The organism is Agromyces sp. CCNWLW213, assembly GCF_037199545.1.
Lineage (GTDB): Bacteria > Actinomycetota > Actinomycetes > Actinomycetales > Microbacteriaceae > Agromyces.
This window is the reverse complement of the sequence record NZ_JBBBDX010000002.1, coordinates 350,046-371,233: the sequence shown is the minus strand read 5'-3', so window position 1 is coordinate 371,233 and position 21,188 is coordinate 350,046. Positions and strand designations below refer to the sequence as shown.

Genomic DNA, 21,188 nt, shown 5'->3' with positions numbered 1-21,188 from the left:
GAGTGCTCGTCACGTTACAACGTGCATTACAACAGCGCTAGATGTAATGCACGTAACAAACTCGTTTCCCCTGCGTGACGTCCGTCGCGGATAGGATCCGGACATGGCGGATGACGCGGCGACGCAGGCCCAGCAGGCGGCGGAGGAGGCGGCCAGGGCCGCCGAGGAACTGCAGCGGCAGGCGGCCGAGGCGATACGCAAGGCCGAGGAGGCCGCCGCGCTCGCGAAGGCCGCCCTCGAGGCGCAGCAGGCCGGCCCTGCGGCCGAGGCCGCGGCCGCGCCGCAGGCGCCCGGGCCCGCGGCCGGGTCGGCGGCTCCCGCCGCCGCGTCCGGCCCGCTCGACGAGGCCGCCGTCGCGGCGATCCGCGACGGGTACGCCTTCGAGGGGGCCGCGCTCGAGATGGGCGCGCTCGTGAACGGCGAGGCGATGCCGGACGTGCCCGTGCGCATCCCCCTCGCGATGACGAACCGGCACGGGCTCGTGGCCGGTGCCACCGGCACGGGGAAGACCCGCACGCTCCAGGTGCTCGCCGAGCAGCTCTCCGCCAACGGCGTCGCGGTCTTCGCGGCCGACATCAAGGGCGACCTGTCCGGCGTCGCCACTGCCGGCGAAGGCAACGAGAAGCTCCTGAAGCGCACGGCCGGCATCGGCCAGGAGTGGACCCCGGCGAGCTTCCCGACGGAGTTCTTCTCCCTCGGCGGCGTCGGCACGGGCGTGCCCATCCGTGCGACGATCTCGGGCTTCGGCCCCCTCCTGCTGAGCAAGGTGCTCGGCCTCAACGACACCCAGGAGTCGAGCCTCGGCCTGGTCTTCCACTACGCCAACAAGAACGGGCTCGCCCTCCTCGACCTCGACGACCTGCGCGCGGTGCTGGCCTACCTGGTGAGCGACGACGGCAAGGCCGAGCTCGAAGGCCTCGGCGGCCTGTCGAAGGCCACGGTGGGCGTCATCCTGCGCGAGCTCATCGCCTTCGCCGACCAGGGCGCCGACGTCTTCTTCGGTGAGCCCGAGATCGACACCGCCGAGTTCCTGCGGACCGCACCCGACGGTCGCGGCGTCATCAGCATGCTCGAGGTGCCCGGTGTCGCCGACAAGCCCGCGCTCTACTCGACCTTCCTCATGTGGCTGCTCGCCGACCTGTTCCAGGCGCTGCCCGAGGTCGGCGACCTCGACAAGCCCAAGCTCGTGTTCTTCTTCGACGAGGCGCACCTGCTCTTCAAGGACGCGTCGAAGGAGTTCCTCGCCCAGGTCGTGCAGACCGTGCGCCTCATCCGTTCCAAGGGCGTGGGGGTGTTCTTCGTGACGCAGACCCCGAAGGACGTGCCCGGCGACGTCCTCGCCCAGCTCGGCTCGCGCGTGCAGCACCAGCTGCGCGCGTTCACGCCCGACGACGCCAAGGCGCTCCGCGCGACCGTCTCGACGTACCCGAAGTCGGGCTACGACCTCGAGGAGACGCTCACCGTCCTCGGCACCGGCGAGGCGATCGTCACCGTCATGAACGAGAAGGGGGCCCCGAGCCCCGTGGCGTGGACCCGTCTCCGAGCGCCGCAGGCCTCCATGTCGCCGAGCCCCCACGACGTGGTCGCGGGCGCCGTGGCGGCATCCCCGCTCACCGCGAAGTACGGCACCGCGATCGATCGCGAGTCCGCGCACGAGCTCCTGACCAAGCGCATGGCGGATGCCGCGGCGGCCGCCGACGCGGAGGAGGCGGCTGCTGCGCAGGCCGAGGCGGCGGCCGAGTACGAGAAGATGCAGGCGAAGATCCGCGCCGAGGAGGAGAAGGCGCAGAAGAAGGCGCAGGCCGAGTACGACCGGCTGCTGAAGCGCACCTCCGGGTCCTCGCGATCCCGCTCGCCGCAGCGTTCGACCCTCGAGCAGGTGCTCGGCTCGAAGTCGACGCAGAAGGTCATCACGCAGGTCCTCACCGGCCTCTTCGGCATGGCCAAGCGTCGCTGAGGCCGGCGTGCCGTCGATCCGTCCGTACCGGCCCGACGATCGGGACGCCGTCGGCGCGGTGTGCCTCCGGACCGCGGCGGCCGGCGGCGACGCGACCGGCGTCTACAGCGACGACGCGCTCATGCCCGAGGTCTACGCGCTGCCCTACGTCGAGTACGCGCCCGACCTCGCGTTCGTCGCGGTCGACGACGCGGGGCGGGTCGGCGGGTACGTGCTCGGCGTGGCCGACACCGCCGCCTTCATCGACTGGTACGCACGCGAATGGGCGCCGGGCTTCCGCGCGCGGCATCCGTCCCCCGGTGCCCCGACCGCCCGCACTCCCGCCTACACCGAGCGGCAGCTCCTCGCCGACGGCGGAGACCCCGAGCGCATGCGGATCGCCGAGCTCGACGACTACCCGGCGCACCTCCACATCGACCTGCTGCCCGGCCTCCAGGGGCGCGGGCTCGGGCGCCGTCTCATCGACACGCTCCGCGCCGCGCTCGCCGAGCGCGGGGTGGCCGCCGTCCACCTCGGCCTCGACCCCGCGAACACGGGGGCACGCGCGTTCTACGAGCGGCTCGGGTTCCACGAGCTGCCGTCCAGCCGGCCCGACGCGCCGCTGCTCGGCATCGCCACGCGGTGACCGCGTGCCGGCCCGGCCTCACGGGCGCGGCAGCCCTCGTCCCTCGAACCAGTAGAGGAGCCGCGGGTCCGACGCCCGGAGCTCCGCCAGGGTCACGGGTTCGTAGCGAACCGTCTGCTCGACGCCGAGCGTCGGTGCCACGGCATCCATCGCCGCGTCGTCCCAGAACGTGCCGCGCATGCGCACGAGGCACCGCCCGGCCGGATCGACCACGAACAGCTGGTGCACGGTCTCGAGCGTGTCGCCACGGTACGTGTCGATCCGCAGCACGCCCGCGACCTCGTCGTGCGGGACGCGCTGCATGCGACCGAAGAACCCGCGTTCGACCAGCCCCTGCCGGCTCACCTGGATCCGGGTGCGCCGGTACCGGTGCCACGCGAGCCCAGCGAGGCCGAGGAACACCGCCGCACCCGCCGCGGTCGCCGCGAGCCCCGTCGGTCCGAGCGGGCGCAGCACCCATACGACCGTGACGAAGAGCGGGAGCGCGAGCGCGAGCACGGGGAGGCCGATCGACCTCGCGAGCGTCGGACGGGGCCTCAGGATGATCACCCCGAGGCCCCGGTCCGCGGTCGATGCGGCACCGGCGGACGAGTCCCCCGCGTCCCCACGCGTCGTGCTCACCCGTGCCGTAGACATCGCACTCCATGATCCGACGTTCCGGCGCTCGCCGGTATCGGCATTAAGGGGGACCGATATCGGAGGGGGCCCTCCGATCGGGGCTCGGCCGGGATCAGCGAGGACCGGGAGACCGTCGGTCGGGCTCCGCCCTCCCTCCTCCCCGGGTCGCAGCGCCCGTTCATGCGAATGAGCGCCGCACCCGTCGGGCGCGACGCTCATCGGCATCAGCGGAGGATGGGGGATTCGAACCCCCGAGGGCTTTCACCCAACACGCTTTCCAAGCGTGCGCCATAGGCCACTAGGCGAATCCTCCTGGGACCCCTCACGCACCCGCCAGAGCCCGGTTGCCCTTGCTGCGTTTCCGCCCTGGGGGAGTTGGCCTGGATGGCGCCACGTGAGGAGCCTGGGACAGTCTACCCGAGCGAGCGCCGACCGCGAACCGCACGCACTCGCCCGCGATTCCCAGTGTGCCGTCCGACCCGACCAATAGGCTGGCTGCCGTGGCGCACAGCATCTACATCTGCTCCGCCGAGGGCAACACGGGCAAGTCCACCGTCGCGCTCGGCACGGTCGACACGCTGAGCCGCCGAGCCACGCGCGTGGGGGTGTTCCGCCCGATCGCGAGGTCGACCCAGGAGCGCGACTACGTGCTCGAGCTGCTGCTCGCGCACGACGGCGTCATCGAGCTCGGCTACGACGAGGCGATCGGCGTCACCTACGAGGACGTGCACGCCGATCCCGAGGTCGCGCTCGCGACGATCGTCCGGCGCTTCAAGGCGATCGAGTCGCGCTGCGACGTGGTCGTCGTCATCGGCTCCGACTACACGGACGTCGGGAGCCCGACCGAGCTCGCCTACAACGCGCGCATCGCCGCGAACTTGGGTGCGCCCGTGCTCCTCGCGGTCGGCGGCCGGGTGCCGCAGGGCCGCGGGGCGAGCGAGCGCCTCGGCTACACCGACTCGCGCACGCCCGACGAGCTCGCGCAGCTGACCGAGCTCGCGGTCGAGGAGCTCGAACGCGAGCACGCGACGCTCCTCGGGATCGTGGCGAACCGCGCCGACCCCGACCGACTCGACGACGTCGTGGCGGCGCTCCGCGCGGCGGTGGGGCGAGCAGCGGATGCCGCGGCATCCGGCCGTTCGCCCCTCGATGCGGCATCCGTCGCCGTGTGGGCCGTGCCGGAGGACCCCTTCCTTGTCGCACCGTCCATGCGGACCGTGATGCACGCGGTCGGCGGCGAGCTCTACGCGGGCGATCCCGAGCTGCTCGAGCGCGAGGCGCTCGGCGTGGTCATCGCGGCCATGTCGATGGAGAACGTGCTGACGCGGCTCATCGAGGGCTCGGTCGTCGTCGTGCCGGGAGATCGGAGCGAGGTGCTCCTCGGAGTGCTGACGGCGCACGCGTCGGCCACCTTCCCGTCGATCTCCGGCATCGTGCTGAACGGCGGCTTCCCGGTGTCCGAGACGGTCGAGCGACTCGTCGAGGGCCTGAAGTCGGGGCTGCCGATCATCCGCACCGAGCTGACGACGTACGACACCGCCCTCGCCATCACGCACACGCGCGGGCGCCTCGCGGCCGAGTCGCAGCGCAAGCGCGACACGGCGCTGGCCCTGTTCGAGAAGCACGTCGACGGGCACGAGCTGCTCGACCGGCTCGACGTCGCCCGCACCGACGTGGTGACGCCCCTCATGTTCGAGTACGGGCTGCTCGCCCGGGCCCGCGAGGTGCGCAAGCACATCGTGCTGCCCGAGGGCTACGACGATCGCATCCTCCGCGCCGCGGCGACGCTGCTCGCGCGCGACGTCGCCGACCTGACCATCCTCGGCGAGGAGATCGAGATCCGCTCGCGAGCCATCGGGCTCGGCCTCGACATCTCGAAGGCGACCGTGCTCTCGAACCACGACCACGTGCTGGTCTACCGGTTCGCCGACGAGTACCAGCGCCGCCGCGCGCACAAGGGCATCTCGCTCGAGCAGGCCCGCGACACCGTGCAGGACGTCTCGTACTTCGGCACGATGATGGTCGAGCTGGGCCTCGCCGACGGGATGGTCTCCGGGGCGATGCACACCACGGCGCACACCATCCGGCCGGCGTTCGAGATCATCAAGACCCGGCCGGGCGTCGAGGTGGTCTCGAGCGTGTTCCTCATGGCGCTCGCCGACCGGGTGCTCGTGTACGGCGACTGCGCGATCGTGCCCGACCCGACGGCCGAGCAGCTCGCCGACATCGCGATCTCGTCGGCGCAGACCGCGGCGCAGTTCGGCATCGAACCGCGCGTGGCGATGCTCTCGTACTCGACGGGCGAGTCGGGCTCGGGGGCGGATGTCGACAAGGTGCGCCTCGCGACCGAGCTCGTGCGGCAGCGCGCGCCCGAACTGCCCGTCGCGGGCCCGATCCAGTACGACGCGGCCGCCGATGCGGCGGTGGCGCGCACGAAGATGCCCGAGTCGGATGTCGCGGGGCGCGCGACCGTCTTCGTGTTCCCCGACCTCAACACGGGCAACAACACGTACAAGGCGGTGCAGCGCTCGGCCGGTGCGGTCGCGATCGGGCCGGTGCTGCAGGGCCTCCGCAAGCCCGTCAACGACCTGTCCCGCGGGGCGCTCGTGCAGGACATCGTGAACACGGTCGCGATCACGGCGATCCAGGCGGCAGCCTCGTGAGCCTCGTCCTCGTCGTCAACTCCGGCTCGTCCTCGCTCAAGTACCAGCTGGTCGACGTCGAGGCGGGCGAGGCCCTCGCGACGGGCCTGGTCGAACGCATCGGCCGGTCCGCGGGCCGGGCGACGCACACGGACGCCGCAGGGGAGTCCTTCCGCGAGGAGCTGGCGGTGCCCGACCACGACGCCGCGTTCGCCTGGATGCTGCGCGCGTTCGCCGAGCGCGGCCCGGCGCTCGAATCGCACGCGCCGGTCGCCGTCGGACATCGCGTCGTGCAGGGCGGCGCCCGCTTCTTCGAGCCCACGGTGATCTCCGAGCTCGTGAGGATCAACATCGACGAGCTGTCGGTGCTCGCGCCGCTGCACAACCCCGCGAACCTCGCGGGCATCGTCGCCGCGGAGCGCGCCTTCCCGTCGGTGCCGCACGTGGCGGTGTTCGACACCGCCTTCCACCAGACCATGCCGCCCGCGGCCTACACGTACGCGATCGACGCCGAGGTCGCGGCACGCCACCGGGTGCGCCGCTACGGATTCCACGGCACCTCGCATCGGTACGTCTCGCGTGCGGCGGCCGACTTCCTCGACCGGCCGCTCGAGGAGCTGAAGGTCATCGTCCTGCACCTCGGCAACGGCGCGTCGGCGTGCGCGGTCGACGGCGGACGCTCGGTCGAGACGAGCATGGGCATGACGCCGCTCGAGGGCCTGGTGATGGGGACGCGCTCGGGCGACCTCGACCCGGCGGTCCTCCTGCACCTCCAGCGGCGGGCGTCGCTCGACGTCGACGGCGTGGACGACCTGCTCAACAAGCGGAGCGGGATCCTGGGACTCGGCGGGCACGGCGACATGCGCGACCTGGTGGCTGCGACGGAGTCGGGCGACGCGCGCGCCGAGCTCGCGCTCGACGTGTACTGCCACCGGATCCGCTCGTACGTCGGCGCGTACGCCGCCCAGCTCGGGCGGGTCGACGCGATCGCGTTCACCGCCGGGGTGGGGGAGAACGCCGCGCCGGTGCGGGCGCGCGCGCTCGCCGGGCTGGAGTGGTTCGGCATCGAGGTCGACGCCGAGCGCAACGCGGCGCGCGGCGGCGCCCGCCGGATCTCGCCGGACGGCGCTCGGGTCGAGGTGGTCGTGATCCCCACGAACGAGGAGCTCGAGATCGCCCGGCAGACGCTCGAGGTCGTCGGCTGACCCCGAGGTCCGCAAGAACCATTGCACAAGAAGTCTTGTGGATGTACGTTGGGGCCATGGAGAACGCCCGCCCGGAGCCGAACCGGGTCCAGCTGCACGACGCGGGCCCGATGCGCGCGATGGCCCATCCCATGCGCCTGCGCCTGCTCGGCCTGCTGCGCGTCGACGGCCCGGCGACCGTCGGCATGCTCGCCGACCGCACCGGCGAGGCGCCGGGCTCGATCAGCTACCACCTCGCGACGCTGGCGAAGCACGGGTTCGTCGAGGAGGCCCCCGAACTCGCCCGCGATCGTCGTGAGCGCTGGTGGCGCGCCGCGCACGAGGTGACGAGCTGGCGGACCGAGGAGTTCATCGGCGACCCCGACCGGCACGCGGCATCCGACGCGCTTCGCCGTGCCGTGCTCGAGACCTACCACCGCGAACTGCTCGACGCCCTCTCCGCCGAGGCAGGCCTCGAGCCCGAGTGGGTCGCCGCATCCGACTCGAGCGACGGCGCCGCGCACCTCACGCTCGCAGAGTTCCGCGAGCTCTCGGCCGACCTCGCCGCCGTGCGCGAGAAGTGGTGGGCTCGAGGTCGCGAGCCGCGCGAGGGCGCCCGCGCGGTGCGGTGGATGACGCACGTCTTCCCGAGGGCCGACGCATGAGCGCGGGTGCGGCGCGTGCCGCGTCGCCGGTGCCGGTCCCGCGGCGCCGGATGCCGCTCATCGCGCTGTACGCGGCGCAGCTGTGCTCGCTCGCCGGCAACGCGATCGCCCTCGTGGCCATCCCGATCATCGTGCTGCAGCAGACGGGCTCGCCGCTCGCGGCCGGCGTCGCGGGCATCTTCGCCACCGTGCCGCTCGTGATCGGCGGAGCGCTCGGCGGCGTGCTCGTCGACCGCTTCGGGTACCGCGCGTCGAGCATCGCGGCCGACCTCGCCAGCGGCCTCACCGTCCTCGCGATCCCGCTGCTGGATGCCGCGGGGATGCTCTCGTTCGGCGCGCTGCTCGCACTCGTCTTCCTGGGCGGACTGCTCGACGCGCCGGGCGACACGGCCAAGACCGTCCTGATGCCCGACCTCGCCGCCCTCGCCCGGACCCCGCTCGCGCGCGCGGCCGGCGCCCAGTCGGCCGTGCAGCGGACGGCGACGATGGTCGGCGCGGGAACGGCCGGCGCCCTCGTCGCGCTCGCCGGGCCGATGACGGCGCTCGTCGTGGACGCCGCGGGGTTCGCCCTCTCGGCGCTGCTCGTCGCGCTCCTCGTGCCGCGGCCCGCAGCCCTGCGGGGCGGCGACGGACAGGCGGGGTCGGAGTCGACGCCCGAGTCCGGATCGGAGGGGGCGGGCGAGTCGGCGGGGTCGAGCGTGCAGGCGTTCGTCGCCGGCATCCGCTTCGTCATGCGCACCCCGCTCGCGCGCGGGGTCGTCCTGCTCGTCACGCTCACCAACGCGATCGACGCGGCCGGCATGACCGTGCTGAAGCCCGTGTACGCGTCGCAGGTGCTCGGCGACCCGGCAACCCTCGGCTTCATGGTCGGCTGCTTCGCCGCGGGCGCGCTCACCGGCTCGGCGCTGTTCGGGATCGTCGGGCACCGAGCATCGGGACGCACCATGTTCGCGATCTGCTTCGTGCTGGCCGGCGCGCCGCCCTACGCCGCGATGGCGCTCGGCGCGCCCGTCGAGGTGCTCTTCCCGGTCCTGGCGCTGTCGGGGCTCGCGGCCGGCGCCATCAACCCGATGATCGCGACGGCGCTGTACTCCGTGGTGCCCGACGGCATGCGGGCCCGCGTCTTCGGGGCGCTGACGGCGGGCGTCGCCGCGTCGATGCCGGTGGGGGCGTTCCTCGCCGGCGTGCTCGTCGAGGCGTTCGGACTGCCTGCGGTGCTCGCGGGTGCGTCGGTCCTCTACGCCGTGCTCGGTGCGAGTCCGCTGCTGCTGCGCTCGTTCGACGGACTGTCGCATGCCGGGCGCGCGGCATCCGACGGTGTGAAGGACCGAGCCGGCGACGACGCCGACGCCGACCCGGCGGACGGCGGAACCCGCGCGGCAGCCGGATCGGCACGCTGATCGGCCGCGGTCGAGCTCAGCGGACCTTGCGCGCGCAGTCGATGCAGAGCGTGGCCGTGGGTCGGGCCTCGAGCCGGCCGACCGAGATCTTCTGCCCGCACTTCTCGCAGACCCCGTAGGTGCCGTCGTCGATGCGCGCGAGTGCGCGGTCGACGTCGACGAGCTCGTGCTCGACGTCGTGCAGCACCGCGGTGCGCTGCGACCATTCCTGGCTCATCGTCGGGCCGTCGGGGTCGTGCTCGTCGTCGACGGTGCCGTCGGCTCTCGCCTCGCGCACCGCCAGGATGCCCTCGCTCTGCTCGGCGAGGCGCTCCTCCGCCTGCTGCCGCTCGGCCAGCAGCAACTCGCGGAAGCGCTCGAGCTGCTCCGCGCTGCGGATCCCCGTCACGTGACCACCTCCGTCGTCGTCCACCGTTCGGGCGGATGTGCGGGCCGCGCCGATGCGGTCCACCGATCCTATGCCCGCCCGCCGTCACGGTGGCCGATCGGCGCGGCCCGACGCGGCGGCGCGCCGCCGTCGAGGGGGCTGCCCCCGCCCGGACCGGGTGCCGGAACGCGGGCCGCGCTGTCGGGGGCCGCGACTAGCATTGAGCCGTGGTCACCGCCCTCTACCGCCGATACCGGCCCGAGACCTTCGCCGAGATGATCGGCCAGTCGCAGGTCACCGAGCCGCTCATGACGGCGCTGCGCACCGACCGGGTGAATCACGCCTACCTCTTCAGCGGCCCGCGCGGGTGCGGCAAGACCACCTCGGCGCGCATCCTCGCCCGATGCCTCAACTGCGCCGAGGGCCCGACCGACACGCCCTGCGGCACGTGCCCGAGCTGCGTCGAGCTCTCCCGCGCCGGCGGCGGGTCGCTCGACGTCGTCGAGATCGACGCCGCGAGCCACAACGGCGTCGACGACGCACGCGACCTCCGCGAGCGGGCCGTCTTCGCACCCGCGCGCGACCGATACAAGATCTTCATCCTCGACGAGGCCCACATGGTCACGCCGCAGGGCTTCAACGCGCTGCTGAAGCTCGTCGAGGAGCCGCCCGAGCACGTCAAGTTCATCTTCGCGACGACCGAACCCGACAAGGTGCTCGGCACCATCCGCTCGCGCACCCATCACTACCCGTTCCGCCTCGTGCCGCCCGCGCCGATGCTCGACTACGTGCAGCAGCTGTGCGACGAAGAAGGGGTCGCCGTCGAGCCGGGCGTGCTGTCGCTCGTCGTGCGGGCGGGCGGCGGCTCGCCGCGCGACACGCTCTCGCTGCTCGACCAGCTCATCGCGGGGTCCGAGGGGTCGACCGTCGGCTACGAGCGCGCGGTCGCGCTGCTCGGCTACACGCACGGCGCCCTGCTCGACGAGGTGGTCGACGCCATCGGCGCGGCCGACGCCGCCGCGGCGTTCGCCGCCGCCGACCGGGTCATGCAGACCGGCCAGGACCCGAGGCGATTCGTCGAAGACCTGCTCGAGCGGCTGCGCGACCTCATCGTCGTCGCCGCGACGAGCCCCGAGGCCGCCGCCGCGGTGCTGCGCGGGGTCCCCGCCGACGAGCTCACGCGCATGGCGGGGCAGGCGGCCGCGTTCGGCCCGGCCGAGCTCTCCCGCGTCGCCGACCTCGTCAACCAGACCCTCACCGAGATGACCGGCGCCACGTCGCCGCGGCTGCACCTCGAGCTCATGCTCGCACGCGTGCTCGTCCCGGCGAGCGACGAGACCGAGCGTGGAGCGCTGGCACGGGTCGAGCGGCTCGAGCGCCGCGTGGGCGTGACGGATGCCACGGCGCCCGCCGGCGGGCCCGAGTCCGCGCCGGCCCCGGCGGCCCCGGCGTCGTCCGCACCGCCGACGAGCGACCTCCCGCCCCGCGCGGCGGAGCCGGCTCGCGCGGCGGAGCCGGTCGTGGTCGCCGCATCGGTCGGCGAGGTGCCGCCGACCCCCGTCCCGCCCGCCGACCGGTCGAGCGCCGGCGGCGAGGCCACGCCCGAAGCGCCCGCTGCGCGCGCGATGCCCGTCGGGCCCGTGACGCTCGAGCAGCTCCGCGACGCGTGGCCCGAGATCCTGGGCGTGCTCGAGCGCACCAAGCGCACCGCGTGGATGGCGGCGCTCACGGCGAAGGTCATCGACTACCGCACCGACGACTCGGTGCTGGTGCTGGGCTTCCCGAGCCAGAACGACGTGAACGAACTGCGCGGCGCGACCGGCCTGCAGAGCCCGGCCGAACTGCTGCGCGGCGCCATCGCCGAGGTCCTCGGCGTGCAGGTGAAGTTCATCCCCCGCGTCATGGGCGACCGCACCCCGCCACCCGAGGGCGCCGAGCGCCCCGCGGGCGGCGCCGCTCCCGCACCGGGCGGTGCGGGGTCGACGCCGCCGGGGTCCGCCGAGCCGCAGGCGTCACCGGGTCGCGGCGGCGGCGCCGGGGCCGGCACCGACGCGCCCTCGGCCGCCCGGACGGACCGAGCGACCGGAGGCTCCGCACGGTCGCAGGCACCCTCCGCGACCGCCCGCGCGGCGGCAGCGCCGGCCGCGTCCGCGACGGCGCCGCCGGCGGCTGCGGGCCCCGTCGACTCCTGGGCGACGGTCGCCATCCCGGCATCCGACCCGACCGGCGAGGTCGCCGCGACCGAGGCTCCCGTCCGTCGCCGGGCCGCCGCGGACCCGGCGTCCGGTCTCGCGGGGGCGGCCGCCGGTCGTCCTTCCGCGACCGCCGTCGCCGAGCGGCCCGGCGAGGCCGACGCCGCGCCGACCGACGAGGTTCCGCCGCCCGACGACGCCGATGCGCCTCCGCTCGACGAGGAGCCGCCCTTCGACCCGGCGCCCGGACCCGCATCCGCGCCGGCCGCATCCGCGCCCGTCGAGGCGGCGCCGTCCGCCGCTCGCGGTGCGCGTCGTCCTCCCGCCCCTCGCGCGTCCGGCGGCACGGCGCCGATCCAGCGCTACGGCGAGGCCGTCGTGCGCGACCTGCTCGGCGCGACGTTCCTCGAAGAGGTCGAGGCGCCGCCGCCCGCCCGGTTCGGCGAGCGGGGGTAACGCGTGTACGAGGGCATCGTCCAGGAGCTGATCGACGAGCTCGGCCGGCTGCCGGGCATCGGGCCGAAGTCGGCGCAGCGCATCGCGTTCCACATCGTCCAGACCGAGCAGTTCGACGTGTCGCGGCTCGCCGAGATCCTGCTCGAGGTGCGCGACAAGGTGAAGTTCTGCGAGATCTGCGGCAACGTGGCCGAGCAGGCGACGTGCTCGATCTGCCGCGATCCTCGCCGGGACGCCTCGCTCATCTGCGTCGTCGAAGAGGCGAAGGACGTCGTCGCGATCGAGCGCACGCGCGAGTTCCGCGGCCTCTACCACGTGCTCGGCGGCGCCATCAGCCCCATCGACGGCATCGGTCCCGACGAGCTGCGCATCCGCCAGCTCATGCAGCGGCTGGCCGACGGCACGGTCACCGAGGTCATCATCGCCACCGACCCGAACCTCGAGGGCGAGGCGACCGCGACCTACCTCAGCCGACTGCTGACCACGCTCGAGATCCGCGTCACGCGACTCGCCTCGGGACTGCCCGTCGGCGGCGACCTCGAGTACGCCGACGAGGTCACGCTCGGTCGCGCGTTCGAGGGTCGCCGCGTCGTCGGCTGAGCCCGCGCGACGGGCGCGGCTCGTCCGCCGCGTCGACCCATTGACGGCCGGATGCCGCGCCGATAGAACGGACCACATGAGCGCAGGCAGCGAGTGGGTCGAGGGATACGTCCGAGCCTGGGAGACCAACGACCCCGACGACATCTCCGCGCTGTTCACCGACGACGCCGTGTACGAGTTCAGCCCGGACGACCCCGACGCCATGCGCGGCCGAGAGGCCATCATCGCCGGCTGGATCGACTCGAAGGACGAGCCCGACGACTGGACGTTCGACTGGGAGGTCCTCGTCGAGACCGACGACCTCGCCGTCGTGCAGGGCCGCACCGACTACCCGGCCGCGAAGCTCTACGACAACCTGTGGGTCATCCGCCTCGCGGCCGACGGTCGCGCCACCCGCTTCACCGAGTGGTACATGGAGCGCGACCGCTGACCGTCCCGGCCGGGCCGCACCGCCGACGACGCCGCCGGTGCGCGCCGCGGGCGCCCCGTCACATGGCAGGGCCGGAATGCGGCCCGCCGTATGATGGACGTTCCGGCGCCGGGTGAACGTTTCCCCGGCCCAGACACCCCCGGGAGCGCCCACGTGAGCTTGATCGTGCAGAAATACGGCGGATCGTCCGTCGCCGATGCGGAGAGCATCAAGCGGGTCGCGAAGCGCATCGTGGACACCCGCGCGGCGGGCAACGACGTCGTGGTCGCGGTCTCGGCGATGGGCGACACGACCGACGAGCTGCTCGATCTCGCGCACGAGGTCAGCCCCATGCCGGCGCCGCGCGAGCTCGACATGCTCCTCACCTCGGGCGAGCGCATCTCGATGGCCCTGCTCGCCATGGCGATCAAGAGCATGGGCCACGAGGCCCGGTCGTTCACCGGCAGCCAGGCCGGCATGATCACGGATGCCACGCACGGTGCCGCACGCATCGTCGAGGTCACCCCGGTGCGCCTGCGCGAGGCGCTCGACGAGGGCGCGATCGTCATCGTCGCGGGGTTCCAGGGCTTCAGCCGCGAATCGCGCGACATCACCACGCTCGGACGCGGCGGCAGCGACACCACCGCGGTCGCGCTCGCGGCGGCGCTGGACGCCGACGTGTGCGAGATCTACACCGATGTCGACGGCGTCTTCACGTCCGACCCGCGCGTCGTGAAGAAGGCCCGCAAGCTCGACCGCATCACGAGCGAGGAGATGCTCGAGCTCGCGGCATCCGGAGCCAAGGTGCTGCACATCAGGGCCGTCGAGTACGCGCGCCGCCACGGGGTGACCCTGCATGTGCGATCGTCGTTCAACAACAGCGAGGGGACCGTCGTCTACGACCCCGAGCGCCTTCCCGAAGGAGAAGCTGTGGAAGAGTCCGTCATCGCCGGTGTGGCGGTCGACCTGGGCCAGGTGAAGATCACCGTCGTCGGCGTTCCCGACGTGCCCGGCGCCGCCGCCAAGATCTTCAAGATCGTCGCGAACACCGATGCGAACGTCGACATGATCGTGCAGAACGTGTCGGCGGCGGCCACCGGTCGCACCGACATCTCGTTCACCGTGCCGAAGTCCGACGGCGAGCGCGCGCTCACGGCGCTGTCCGAGGCGCAGGCGTCGCTCGGCTTCGAGTCGCTGCAGTACGACGACCGGATCGGCAAGCTGTCGCTGGTCGGCGCCGCGATGCGCTCGGCCGCCGGCATCTCGGCGAAGCTGTTCGAGGCGCTCTACGACGCGGGCATCAACATCGAGATGATCTCGACGTCCGAGATCCGCATCTCGGTGGTCACGCGCGCCGACTCGGTCAACGCGGCGGCTCGCGCGGTGCACACCGCGTTCGAGCTCGACGGCGACGCCGACGCGGTCGTCTACGCGGGCACGGGGCGCTAGGCGCGAGACGAGCGGATGCCGCGCCGCCGCGTTCCGCGCGGCATCCGTCGACCGACTGCCAGCGAACCCGGCAACCCTGCCAATACCGGACGAACAGCCGCCCCGGAGCCGTGCATCGCGGTATCTCCGGCAGACTTGGAAGGCACGAGAGGGAGCACCATGCCACAGGGAGTGAACATCGGCGTCGTCGGCGCCACCGGCCAGGTCGGCGCGGTCGTGCGCCGTCTCCTCGAGGAACGCGACTTCCCGGTCGCGTCGATCCGCTACTTCGCGTCGGCGCGCTCGGCGGGCACGACGCTGCCGTTCCGCGGCGAGGACGTCGTCGTCGAGGACGCCTCGACCGCCGACCCGACGGGACTCGACATCGCGATCTTCTCGGCGGGCGCGACCCTGTCGAAGGCGCAGGCTCCGCGCTTCGCGGCCGCCGGCGTGACGGTCATCGACAACTCCAGCGGATGGCGCATGGACCCCGACGTGCCGCTCGTGGTCAGCGAGGTGAACCCGCACGCGATCGCCGAGGCGCGCAAGGGCATCATCGCCAATCCGAACTGCACGACCATGGCGGCGATGCCCGTGCTGAAGGTGCTGCACGACGAGGCCGGCCTCGAGCGCCTCGTGGTCGCCACGTACCAGGCCGTCTCCGGGGCCGGCCTCGCCGGTGGCGAGGAGCTGCTCGAGCAGGCGAAGGCGGCCGTCGAGCAGGACGCGATCGACCTCGTCCACGACGGCTCCGCGGTCAGGATGCCCGAGCCGAGGAAGTTCCCGCGGCCGATCGCGTTCGACGTCATCCCGCTCGCGGGCTCGATCGTGGACGACGGCGACCTCGAGACCGACGAGGAGAAGAAGCTGCGCAACGAGAGCCGCAAGATCCTCGAGCTGCCGGGCCTGCGCGTCGCGGGCACGTGCGTGCGCGTGCCGGTCTTCACGGGCCACTCGCTGTCGATCCACGCCGAGTTCGCCAACGACATCACGCCCGAGCGCGCGACCGAGCTCCTCGCGGACGCGCCGGGGGTGCAGCTCAGCGACATCCCGACTCCGCTGCAGGCGGCCGGCACCGACCCGAGCTACGTCGGCCGCATCCGCCGCGACCAGTCGGCGCCCGAGGGCCGCGGCCTCGTGCTCTTCGTGTCGAACGACAACCTGCGCAAGGGTGCCGCGCTGAACGCGGTGCAGATCGCCGAGCTCGTCGCCGCCGAACTGCCCGCGAAGGTCTAGCCGCGCCCGGCACGCTCGACCCCGGCGCGGGGGTCTCGGCGGACGGATGGGCGGAGGCCGAGCCGCCCCCGAGGGGCGGGGCGGCCGAGGTCGTCGCGTTCCACGGCGACTCCGACACGCGCGGCACCGGCACCAGCGACCTCTCGCCGCGCTGGTCGACGACCGTCTCGCGCGACCGCGGCTGGGCCGAGTACGACCCGAGCGTGGACGGGCTCGGCTTCGTGAACCACCGCGAGGTCGTCGCCGGCGACGACCTCGGGCGCCTGCGCGACGCGCTGCCCGACGCGAGCCTGGTCGTGGTCGAGCCGTTCTGGTACACCGACGAGCGGCCGCCATCGGTCGATCGCATCATCGGGTGGGTGGCGGATGCCGCCGCCGAGGTGGGCGCCGAGCTCGACGAGCCGGGGCTCTGAGTCGCGCGTCGGGCGCCGCCCGCTCAGCCGCGCAGGTCGCGGCCCGCGGCGACGTCCTGGTGCGCCAGCCGGCGCAGGGCGAGGATGACGGGCTCGTACAGTGCGGTGCCGAGTACGGTGTACTCGACGGCGGCGTGCGGTTCGCCGGGCAGGCGCTCGAGGTCGTACTCGGCGATCTCGTGGAGGCGCCGTCCGTACGCGAGCAGGCGGTCGCTCGTCATCGGCATGCCGGCCGCCTCGGTCGCCGCGAGCGCCGCCTCGAGCTGGGCGACGGCGGCGTAGTCGGGGTCGTACACCTGGCCGAGGGCTTCGAGCGCCGCACGCGCGCGGGGGAACGGATCGAGGTCGCCGGCGTCCGGCCGCTCGGTCGCCGGCGGCAAGTGCGACACCGCGCGACCGAGCGTCGCGTAGAGGTCGTCGCCCGGGTCGTCCACGAGCCGCAGGATGGCACGGACCTGCTGGACGCCGAGGCCCACCGACCCGATCAGCGCACGGACCAGGAGCAGGCGTCGCACGTGCGTCTCGTCGTACGTCGCCTGCGTCGCCGAGGTCGCGACGCCCGGATGGAGCAGGCCCTCGCGCAGGTAGTACTTCACGGTCGCGAGGGGAAGTCCCGTCTCGGCGGCGAGGGCGGAGATGCGCATGCCGACTCCTTGCATTGGATAGTGACGCTCCCTAATATTGGGAAGTATCACTATCCAATCACATCCGATCGACTCGAGGAGCCGCCATGCCCGCACCCCACGACCTCATCCTCATCGGCATCCTGCTGCTCGCCCTCGTGACCGTCGAGAGCGGGGGATACTTCCTCACCCGCGTGGTGCGGGGGCACGTCGAGGCGAACGCGCTGCAGCAGTCCTTCTTCCGCGCGGGCCACGCGCACGCCGCCGTGCTCCTCGTGCTCTCGGTCGCCATCCTCGCCGTCGTCTCGCACGCCTCACTCGACGGGTTCTGGATGCAGCTGGCGCGCCTCGGCGTGCCCGTCGCGGCGATCCTCATGCCGGCCGGCTTCTTCCTCTCCGTAATCGGCGCCGACCCGAAGCGGCCCAACCGGCTCATCGCGCTGCTCTGGGCGGGCGCGATCGTACTCACCGCGGCCCTCGTGACGGCCGGTGTCGGCCTGATCGCCGGCGGAGCGGCCGCGCTCTGAGGCGCTGCATCCCCGCGGGCGCGGCCACCGCCGAGCGTGGCTGGCCCGCGTGGCGCCTGCGGGAGTCGGGGCTGGTCAACGCGTACATCCGCGCCCACCTACACTGGAACCCGTGACTTCCGAGGAGACCGTCGACGTCGTGCTGATCGGCGGGGGCATCATGAGCGCCACGCTCGGCTCCCTGCTCTCGAGGCTGCAGCCCGATTGGAGCATCCGGCTCTACGAGCGGCTGGGCCGCGTGGCGCAGGAGTCGTCGAACCCCTGGAACAACGCCGGCACCGGGCACGCGGCGCTCTGCGAGCTCAACTACATGCCCGAGGCGCCCGACGGCAGCGTGAGCGCCGCGAAGGCCGTGCAGATCAACGAGCAGTTCCAGGTCAGCCGGCAGTACTGGGCGCACCTCGTCGAGCAGGGCGCGCTGCCCGACCCCCGGAGCTTCATCAACTCGACCCCGCACATGACCTTCGTGCGCGGCAAGGCCAACATCGAGTACCTCAGGAAGCGCGTGAAGGCCCTCGAGGGCCAGCCCCTGTTCGCCGGCATCGAGTACACCGAGGACCTCGACACGATCGCCCAGTGGGCGCCGCTGCTCGCGAAGAAGCGCAACCCGCGCGCGAAGGTCGCCGCGACCCGCATCGAGTCGGGCACGGACGTCGACTACGGCTCCCTGACCGTGCAGCTGCTCCGCGACCTCGAATCGCGTGGCGGCTCGATCCGGACCGACCACCAGGTCACGTGGCTGAAGCGCCAGCAGGACGGCACCTGGCGGCTCCGGATCCGCAACCTCGTCGGCGGCAACGTCGAGACCGTGCGCGCGCGCTTCGTCTTCGTGGGCGCGGGCGGCGGCGCGCTGGCGTTGCTGCAGCACTCGGGCATCCCCGAGATCAAGGGGTACGGCGGCTTCCCGATCTCCGGGCAGTTCCTGCGCACCACCGACCCGAAGCTCGTCGCACAGCACCAGGCGAAGGTCTACGGCAAGGCCGCCGTGGGCGCACCGCCCATGTCGGTGCCGCACCTCGACACGCGCGTGGTCGACGGAGAGACGTCCCTGCTGTTCGGGCCCTACGCGGGCTTCACGCCGAAGTTCCTCAAGTCCAGCACGTGGTTCGACCTGCCGTTCTCGATCCGGACCCACAACCTCGGGCCGATGCTGCAGGTGGGGCTGCGCAACTTCGACCTCGTGAAGTACCTGATCTCCGAACTGCTCGCGTCGCGCGACAAGAAGATGGCGGCGCTTCGCGAGTTCATGCCCACCGCGAAGTCCGAGGACTGGGAGCTCATCACGGCCGGACAGCGCGTCCAGGTCATGAAGAAGGACCCCGAGAAGGGCGGCATCCTGCAGTTCGGCACCGAGGTGATCTCGGGCGCCGACGGCACGATCGCGGGCCTGCTCGGCGCCTCGCCCGGTGCGTCGGTGTCGGTGCCGATCATGATCGAGGTCATGCAGAAGTGCTTCCCCGAGCGCATGGGCGGGTGGGAGTCGAAGCTCCGCGAGATGATCCCGTCGCTCGGCACGACGCTCTCCGACGACCCGGATGCCGCGGCGGCCTCGCTCGAGCGCACCGCGGCCGCGCTGCAGCTCACGCCGAGCACGGCGCTCGTCTCGAGGTGATCCGTCCGCCGGCCGAGCACGGCGCGAAGCGCCCGTCCCGAGACGCCGGCGCCGGACCGCCCTCTCGACCGATCGCGGCGGCTCTGCTACAGTCGACCCCGCTATGAAGTGAGCACATCCCATCGTCCCGCGCCCGAGGCGCCGTTGATACCGGGGTGTGCTCCCTGCACTGATCGCGACAGTGTTCGCGCGCACCCGGGCCACGGCAGATGCCCGGCGGGATCCACCATCCGCTCCCGGGTCGTCGTCGCCGTCCACGCGTGACGTCGGGCCGTGTCCGACGCGTCGTCCGCGCCCGCTGAAGCGCGCGTTCGCACGCCGGCGACCCGGGGGCCTCCTCGGTAAGGGGTTCGACCTCATGTCAGTCATCCATTCCCACTCCGCTCACCTGCGCGTCGACGGGCTGTCGGTCGCGTTCGCCGATCGTCGCGTGCTGTCCGATCTCGACCTCGCGGTCGCCCCGGGTCGTCGCCTGGGCCTCATCGGCGAGAACGGCGCCGGCAAGTCGACGCTGCTCCGCGTCGTCTCCGGCGACCCGTTGCCGGACGCCGTCGTCGCCGGCCGCGTCTCGCGCCCCGTGCGGACGGGCATGCTCTTCCAGGAGCTGCCGTTCGCACCCGACGACCTCGTGGACCAGGTGCTCGAGGCATCCGTCGCCGAGGTGCGGTCGATCGAGCGGGAGCTCGATCAGGCCGCGCTCGCCCTCGCCGGGTCCGATCCCATGGTCGCACCGGCCTCTCCGGATGCCTCGGGTCCCGTCGCCGAGGCGGCCGCCGAGCGGTACGCCGCCGCCCTCGAGGCGGCCGAGCGCGCCGACGTGTGGTCGGTCGATCGTCGCCGCGACGAGCTGCTCGACGGGCTCGGCCTGTCCGGACTCGGTCGCGACCGCCGCATCGACGAGCTGTCGGGCGGGCAGCGCAGCAGGTTCGCGCTCGCCGCGCTGCTGCTGTCCTCGCCGGACGCGTTGCTCCTCGACGAGCCGACGAACCACCTCGACGACGACGCGGCCGCCTTCCTCGAGGAGCGGCTTCGCGACTGGCGCGGGCCGGTGCTGTTCGCCAGCCACGATCGCGCCTTCCTCGACCGCGTCGCGACGGGGCTCCTCGACCTCGACCCGGGGCGAGCGGGCGCGACCGCGCTCGCGCGCTCGGGTGCGGCGAGCGGTGCGGGCCTGCACACGCGCGACGCGATCCTCGCGGCATCCGTCGGCACGGTCTTCGGCGGCTCGTTCAGCGAGTACCTCGCCGTCCGGGCCGACGAGCGGGCGCGGTGGGTGCGTCAGCACGCCGACGAGCAGTCGGAGCTGAAGCGCGTGCGGCTCGTCGTCGCGGAGTCCGCCCGCGACGTGGCGCACGGTCGTGCGGCGCGCGACAACGACAAGTTCCTCAAGCACTTCAAGCGCGAGAACGTCGAGCAGGCGGTCTCGCGCCGGGTGCGCAACGCCGAGCTGCGGCTCGCCGAGCTCGAGCGCACGCAGGTCGCGAGGCCGCCGTCGCCGGTGTCGTTCGGCGGCATCCCGTCGGGCTCGCACGCGCTCGACGGCGACGGCGGCCAGTTGCTCCAGCTGTCGGATGTCGCGGTGGACGGACGCCTCGAGTTGAGAGCGCTCCGCATCGGGGCGATGACCCGGCTGCTCGTCACGGGCGCGAACGGCGCCGGCAAGTCGACGCTGCTCGCGCTGCTGGCGGGCCGCCTCGCGCCGGAGCGCGGGACCGTGCACCGGCGGCGCGGTCTGCGCGTCGGCCTGCTCGAGCAGGACGTGCGCTTCGCCGATCCGGCTGCCACGCCACGGGAGGTGTACGAGCGCGTGCTGGGGGAGCGACGTGCCGAACGCGTGCCGCTCGCGGACCTCGGCCTGATCGCCGCGCGCGACCTCGACCGCCCGGTGGGCCGGTTGTCGATCGGACAGCAGCGGCGGCTCGCGCTCGCCCTCGTGATCGCGGCGCCGCCGCACGTGTTCCTGCTCGACGAGCCCACGAACCACCTCTCGCTCGCCCTCGCGGGCGAGCTGGAGGAGGCGCTGGGCGCGTACCCGGGCGCCGTGGTCGTGGCGAGCCACGACCGGTGGCTGCGCCGCCGATGGGAGGGGGAGGAGCTCGCGCTCGAGCCGGCCCGGAGCGGTGCAGCCGTCGTCCTCGGCTCCCGTGCGCAGGACTCCTGCTGATGTCCAGGCGCGTCCGCTGGAACGCGCGTCCTCCTGCGGGCGGAGCGGGTCTCGGCCGAGGGACGGGCTG

18 protein-coding genes, 1 tRNA gene and 1 other RNA gene are annotated in these 21,188 nt (G+C 73.0%); 15 read left to right on the top strand and 5 right to left on the bottom strand.

What is annotated here, in order from left to right; all coding sequences use genetic code 11:
* The first annotated feature begins 103 nt into the window (after positions 1–103).
* Both WBQ80_RS06025 and WBQ80_RS06020 read left to right on the top strand, forming a co-directional pair.
* Entirely contained in the window at positions 104–1,957 is a 1,854-nt protein-coding gene (locus tag WBQ80_RS06025; RefSeq protein ID WP_336571340.1) for a helicase HerA-like domain-containing protein, read from the top strand.
* A gap of 7 nt (positions 1,958–1,964) precedes the next feature.
* On the top strand, positions 1,965–2,582 hold the full coding sequence (locus WBQ80_RS06020) for a GNAT family N-acetyltransferase (protein ID WP_336571341.1): 618 nt from the start codon (positions 1,965–1,967) through the stop codon (positions 2,580–2,582).
* Positions 2,583–2,600: 18 nt separating this feature from the next.
* Here WBQ80_RS06020 and WBQ80_RS06015 read toward each other — a convergent pair whose 3' ends face one another.
* The 3 genes from WBQ80_RS06015 to ffs form a co-directional block, all read right to left on the bottom strand.
* Complete coding sequence (locus WBQ80_RS06015; RefSeq protein ID WP_336571342.1) at positions 2,601–3,203, bottom strand: hypothetical protein; 603 nt, start codon at positions 3,201–3,203, stop codon at positions 2,601–2,603.
* 225 nt (positions 3,204–3,428) lie between these two features.
* Positions 3,429–3,513, bottom strand: a tRNA-Ser gene (locus WBQ80_RS06010).
* An RNA gene (gene ffs / locus WBQ80_RS06005) (signal recognition particle sRNA small type) lies at positions 3,511–3,607 on the bottom strand. Before ffs ends, WBQ80_RS06010 begins: the two co-directional genes overlap by 3 nt.
* Positions 3,608–3,700: 93 nt before the next feature.
* Between ffs and pta the strand changes: the two genes are divergently transcribed.
* Genes pta through WBQ80_RS05985 form a run of 4 tightly spaced genes read left to right on the top strand, consistent with a single transcriptional unit; the run spans position 3,701 to position 9,091 of the window.
* Positions 3,701–5,863 (top strand): phosphate acetyltransferase, encoded by a 2,163-nt coding sequence (gene pta, locus WBQ80_RS06000; RefSeq protein WP_336571343.1) that lies wholly within the window; start codon positions 3,701–3,703, stop codon positions 5,861–5,863.
* Positions 5,860–7,047, top strand: a complete 1,188-nt coding sequence (locus WBQ80_RS05995) for an acetate/propionate family kinase (RefSeq protein ID WP_336571344.1) — start codon at positions 5,860–5,862, stop codon at positions 7,045–7,047. The genes pta and WBQ80_RS05995 overlap by 4 nt, the downstream gene beginning before the upstream one ends.
* Positions 7,048–7,103: 56 nt before the next feature.
* Positions 7,104–7,691: a winged helix-turn-helix domain-containing protein gene (locus tag WBQ80_RS05990; protein ID WP_336571345.1), complete on the top strand. Its 588-nt coding sequence runs from the start codon at positions 7,104–7,106 to the stop codon at positions 7,689–7,691.
* Positions 7,688–9,091, top strand: a complete 1,404-nt coding sequence (locus WBQ80_RS05985; RefSeq protein WP_336571346.1) for an MFS transporter — start codon at positions 7,688–7,690, stop codon at positions 9,089–9,091. Before WBQ80_RS05990 ends, WBQ80_RS05985 begins: the two co-directional genes overlap by 4 nt.
* A 16-nt stretch (positions 9,092–9,107) precedes the next feature.
* Here the strand turns inward: WBQ80_RS05985 and WBQ80_RS05980 are convergent, their stop codons facing one another.
* Positions 9,108–9,479, bottom strand: coding sequence for a TraR/DksA family transcriptional regulator (locus WBQ80_RS05980; protein WP_336571347.1), 372 nt, complete (start codon positions 9,477–9,479; stop codon positions 9,108–9,110).
* A 206-nt stretch (positions 9,480–9,685) separates the two neighbouring features.
* Here WBQ80_RS05980 and WBQ80_RS05975 point away from each other — a divergent pair, with 206 nt between their 5' ends.
* The 6 genes from WBQ80_RS05975 to WBQ80_RS05950 all read left to right on the top strand — a co-directional run bounded on the left by WBQ80_RS05975 (position 9,686) and on the right by WBQ80_RS05950 (position 16,192).
* The gene (locus WBQ80_RS05975; RefSeq protein ID WP_336571348.1) at positions 9,686–12,106 is read left to right on the top strand and encodes a DNA polymerase III subunit gamma and tau; all 2,421 of its coding nucleotides are present in this window, start codon (positions 9,686–9,688) and stop codon (positions 12,104–12,106) included.
* Positions 12,107–12,109: 3 nt separating this feature from the next.
* The gene (gene recR, locus WBQ80_RS05970; protein WP_336571349.1) at positions 12,110–12,706 is read left to right on the top strand and encodes a recombination mediator RecR; all 597 of its coding nucleotides are present in this window, start codon (positions 12,110–12,112) and stop codon (positions 12,704–12,706) included.
* A 76-nt stretch (positions 12,707–12,782) separates the two neighbouring features.
* On the top strand, positions 12,783–13,136 hold the full coding sequence (locus WBQ80_RS05965) for a nuclear transport factor 2 family protein (protein WP_336571350.1): 354 nt from the start codon (positions 12,783–12,785) through the stop codon (positions 13,134–13,136).
* 153 nt (positions 13,137–13,289) lie between these two features.
* On the top strand, positions 13,290–14,564 hold the full coding sequence (locus tag WBQ80_RS05960) for an aspartate kinase (protein WP_336571351.1): 1,275 nt from the start codon (positions 13,290–13,292) through the stop codon (positions 14,562–14,564).
* A gap of 159 nt (positions 14,565–14,723) precedes the next feature.
* The gene (locus WBQ80_RS05955; RefSeq protein WP_336571352.1) at positions 14,724–15,779 is read left to right on the top strand and encodes an aspartate-semialdehyde dehydrogenase; all 1,056 of its coding nucleotides are present in this window, start codon (positions 14,724–14,726) and stop codon (positions 15,777–15,779) included.
* Positions 15,780–15,982: 203 nt separating this feature from the next.
* Positions 15,983–16,192: a hypothetical protein gene (locus WBQ80_RS05950; RefSeq protein WP_336571353.1), complete on the top strand. Its 210-nt coding sequence runs from the start codon at positions 15,983–15,985 to the stop codon at positions 16,190–16,192.
* A gap of 23 nt (positions 16,193–16,215) precedes the next feature.
* Here the strand turns inward: WBQ80_RS05950 and WBQ80_RS05945 are convergent, their stop codons facing one another.
* Positions 16,216–16,836, bottom strand: coding sequence for a MerR family transcriptional regulator (locus WBQ80_RS05945; protein ID WP_336571354.1), 621 nt, complete (start codon positions 16,834–16,836; stop codon positions 16,216–16,218).
* 86 nt (positions 16,837–16,922) lie between these two features.
* On the opposite strand from WBQ80_RS05945, the gene WBQ80_RS05940 reads away from it, so the two are divergent.
* From WBQ80_RS05940 to WBQ80_RS05930, 3 genes are all read left to right on the top strand, one after another.
* On the top strand, positions 16,923–17,342 hold the full coding sequence (locus WBQ80_RS05940; protein ID WP_336571355.1) for a hypothetical protein: 420 nt from the start codon (positions 16,923–16,925) through the stop codon (positions 17,340–17,342).
* A gap of 112 nt (positions 17,343–17,454) precedes the next feature.
* The gene (locus WBQ80_RS05935; RefSeq protein ID WP_336571356.1) at positions 17,455–18,954 is read left to right on the top strand and encodes a malate:quinone oxidoreductase; all 1,500 of its coding nucleotides are present in this window, start codon (positions 17,455–17,457) and stop codon (positions 18,952–18,954) included.
* A gap of 358 nt (positions 18,955–19,312) precedes the next feature.
* On the top strand, positions 19,313–21,118 hold the full coding sequence (locus WBQ80_RS05930) for an ABC-F family ATP-binding cassette domain-containing protein (protein WP_336571357.1): 1,806 nt from the start codon (positions 19,313–19,315) through the stop codon (positions 21,116–21,118).
* Positions 21,119–21,188 lie beyond the last annotated feature (70 nt).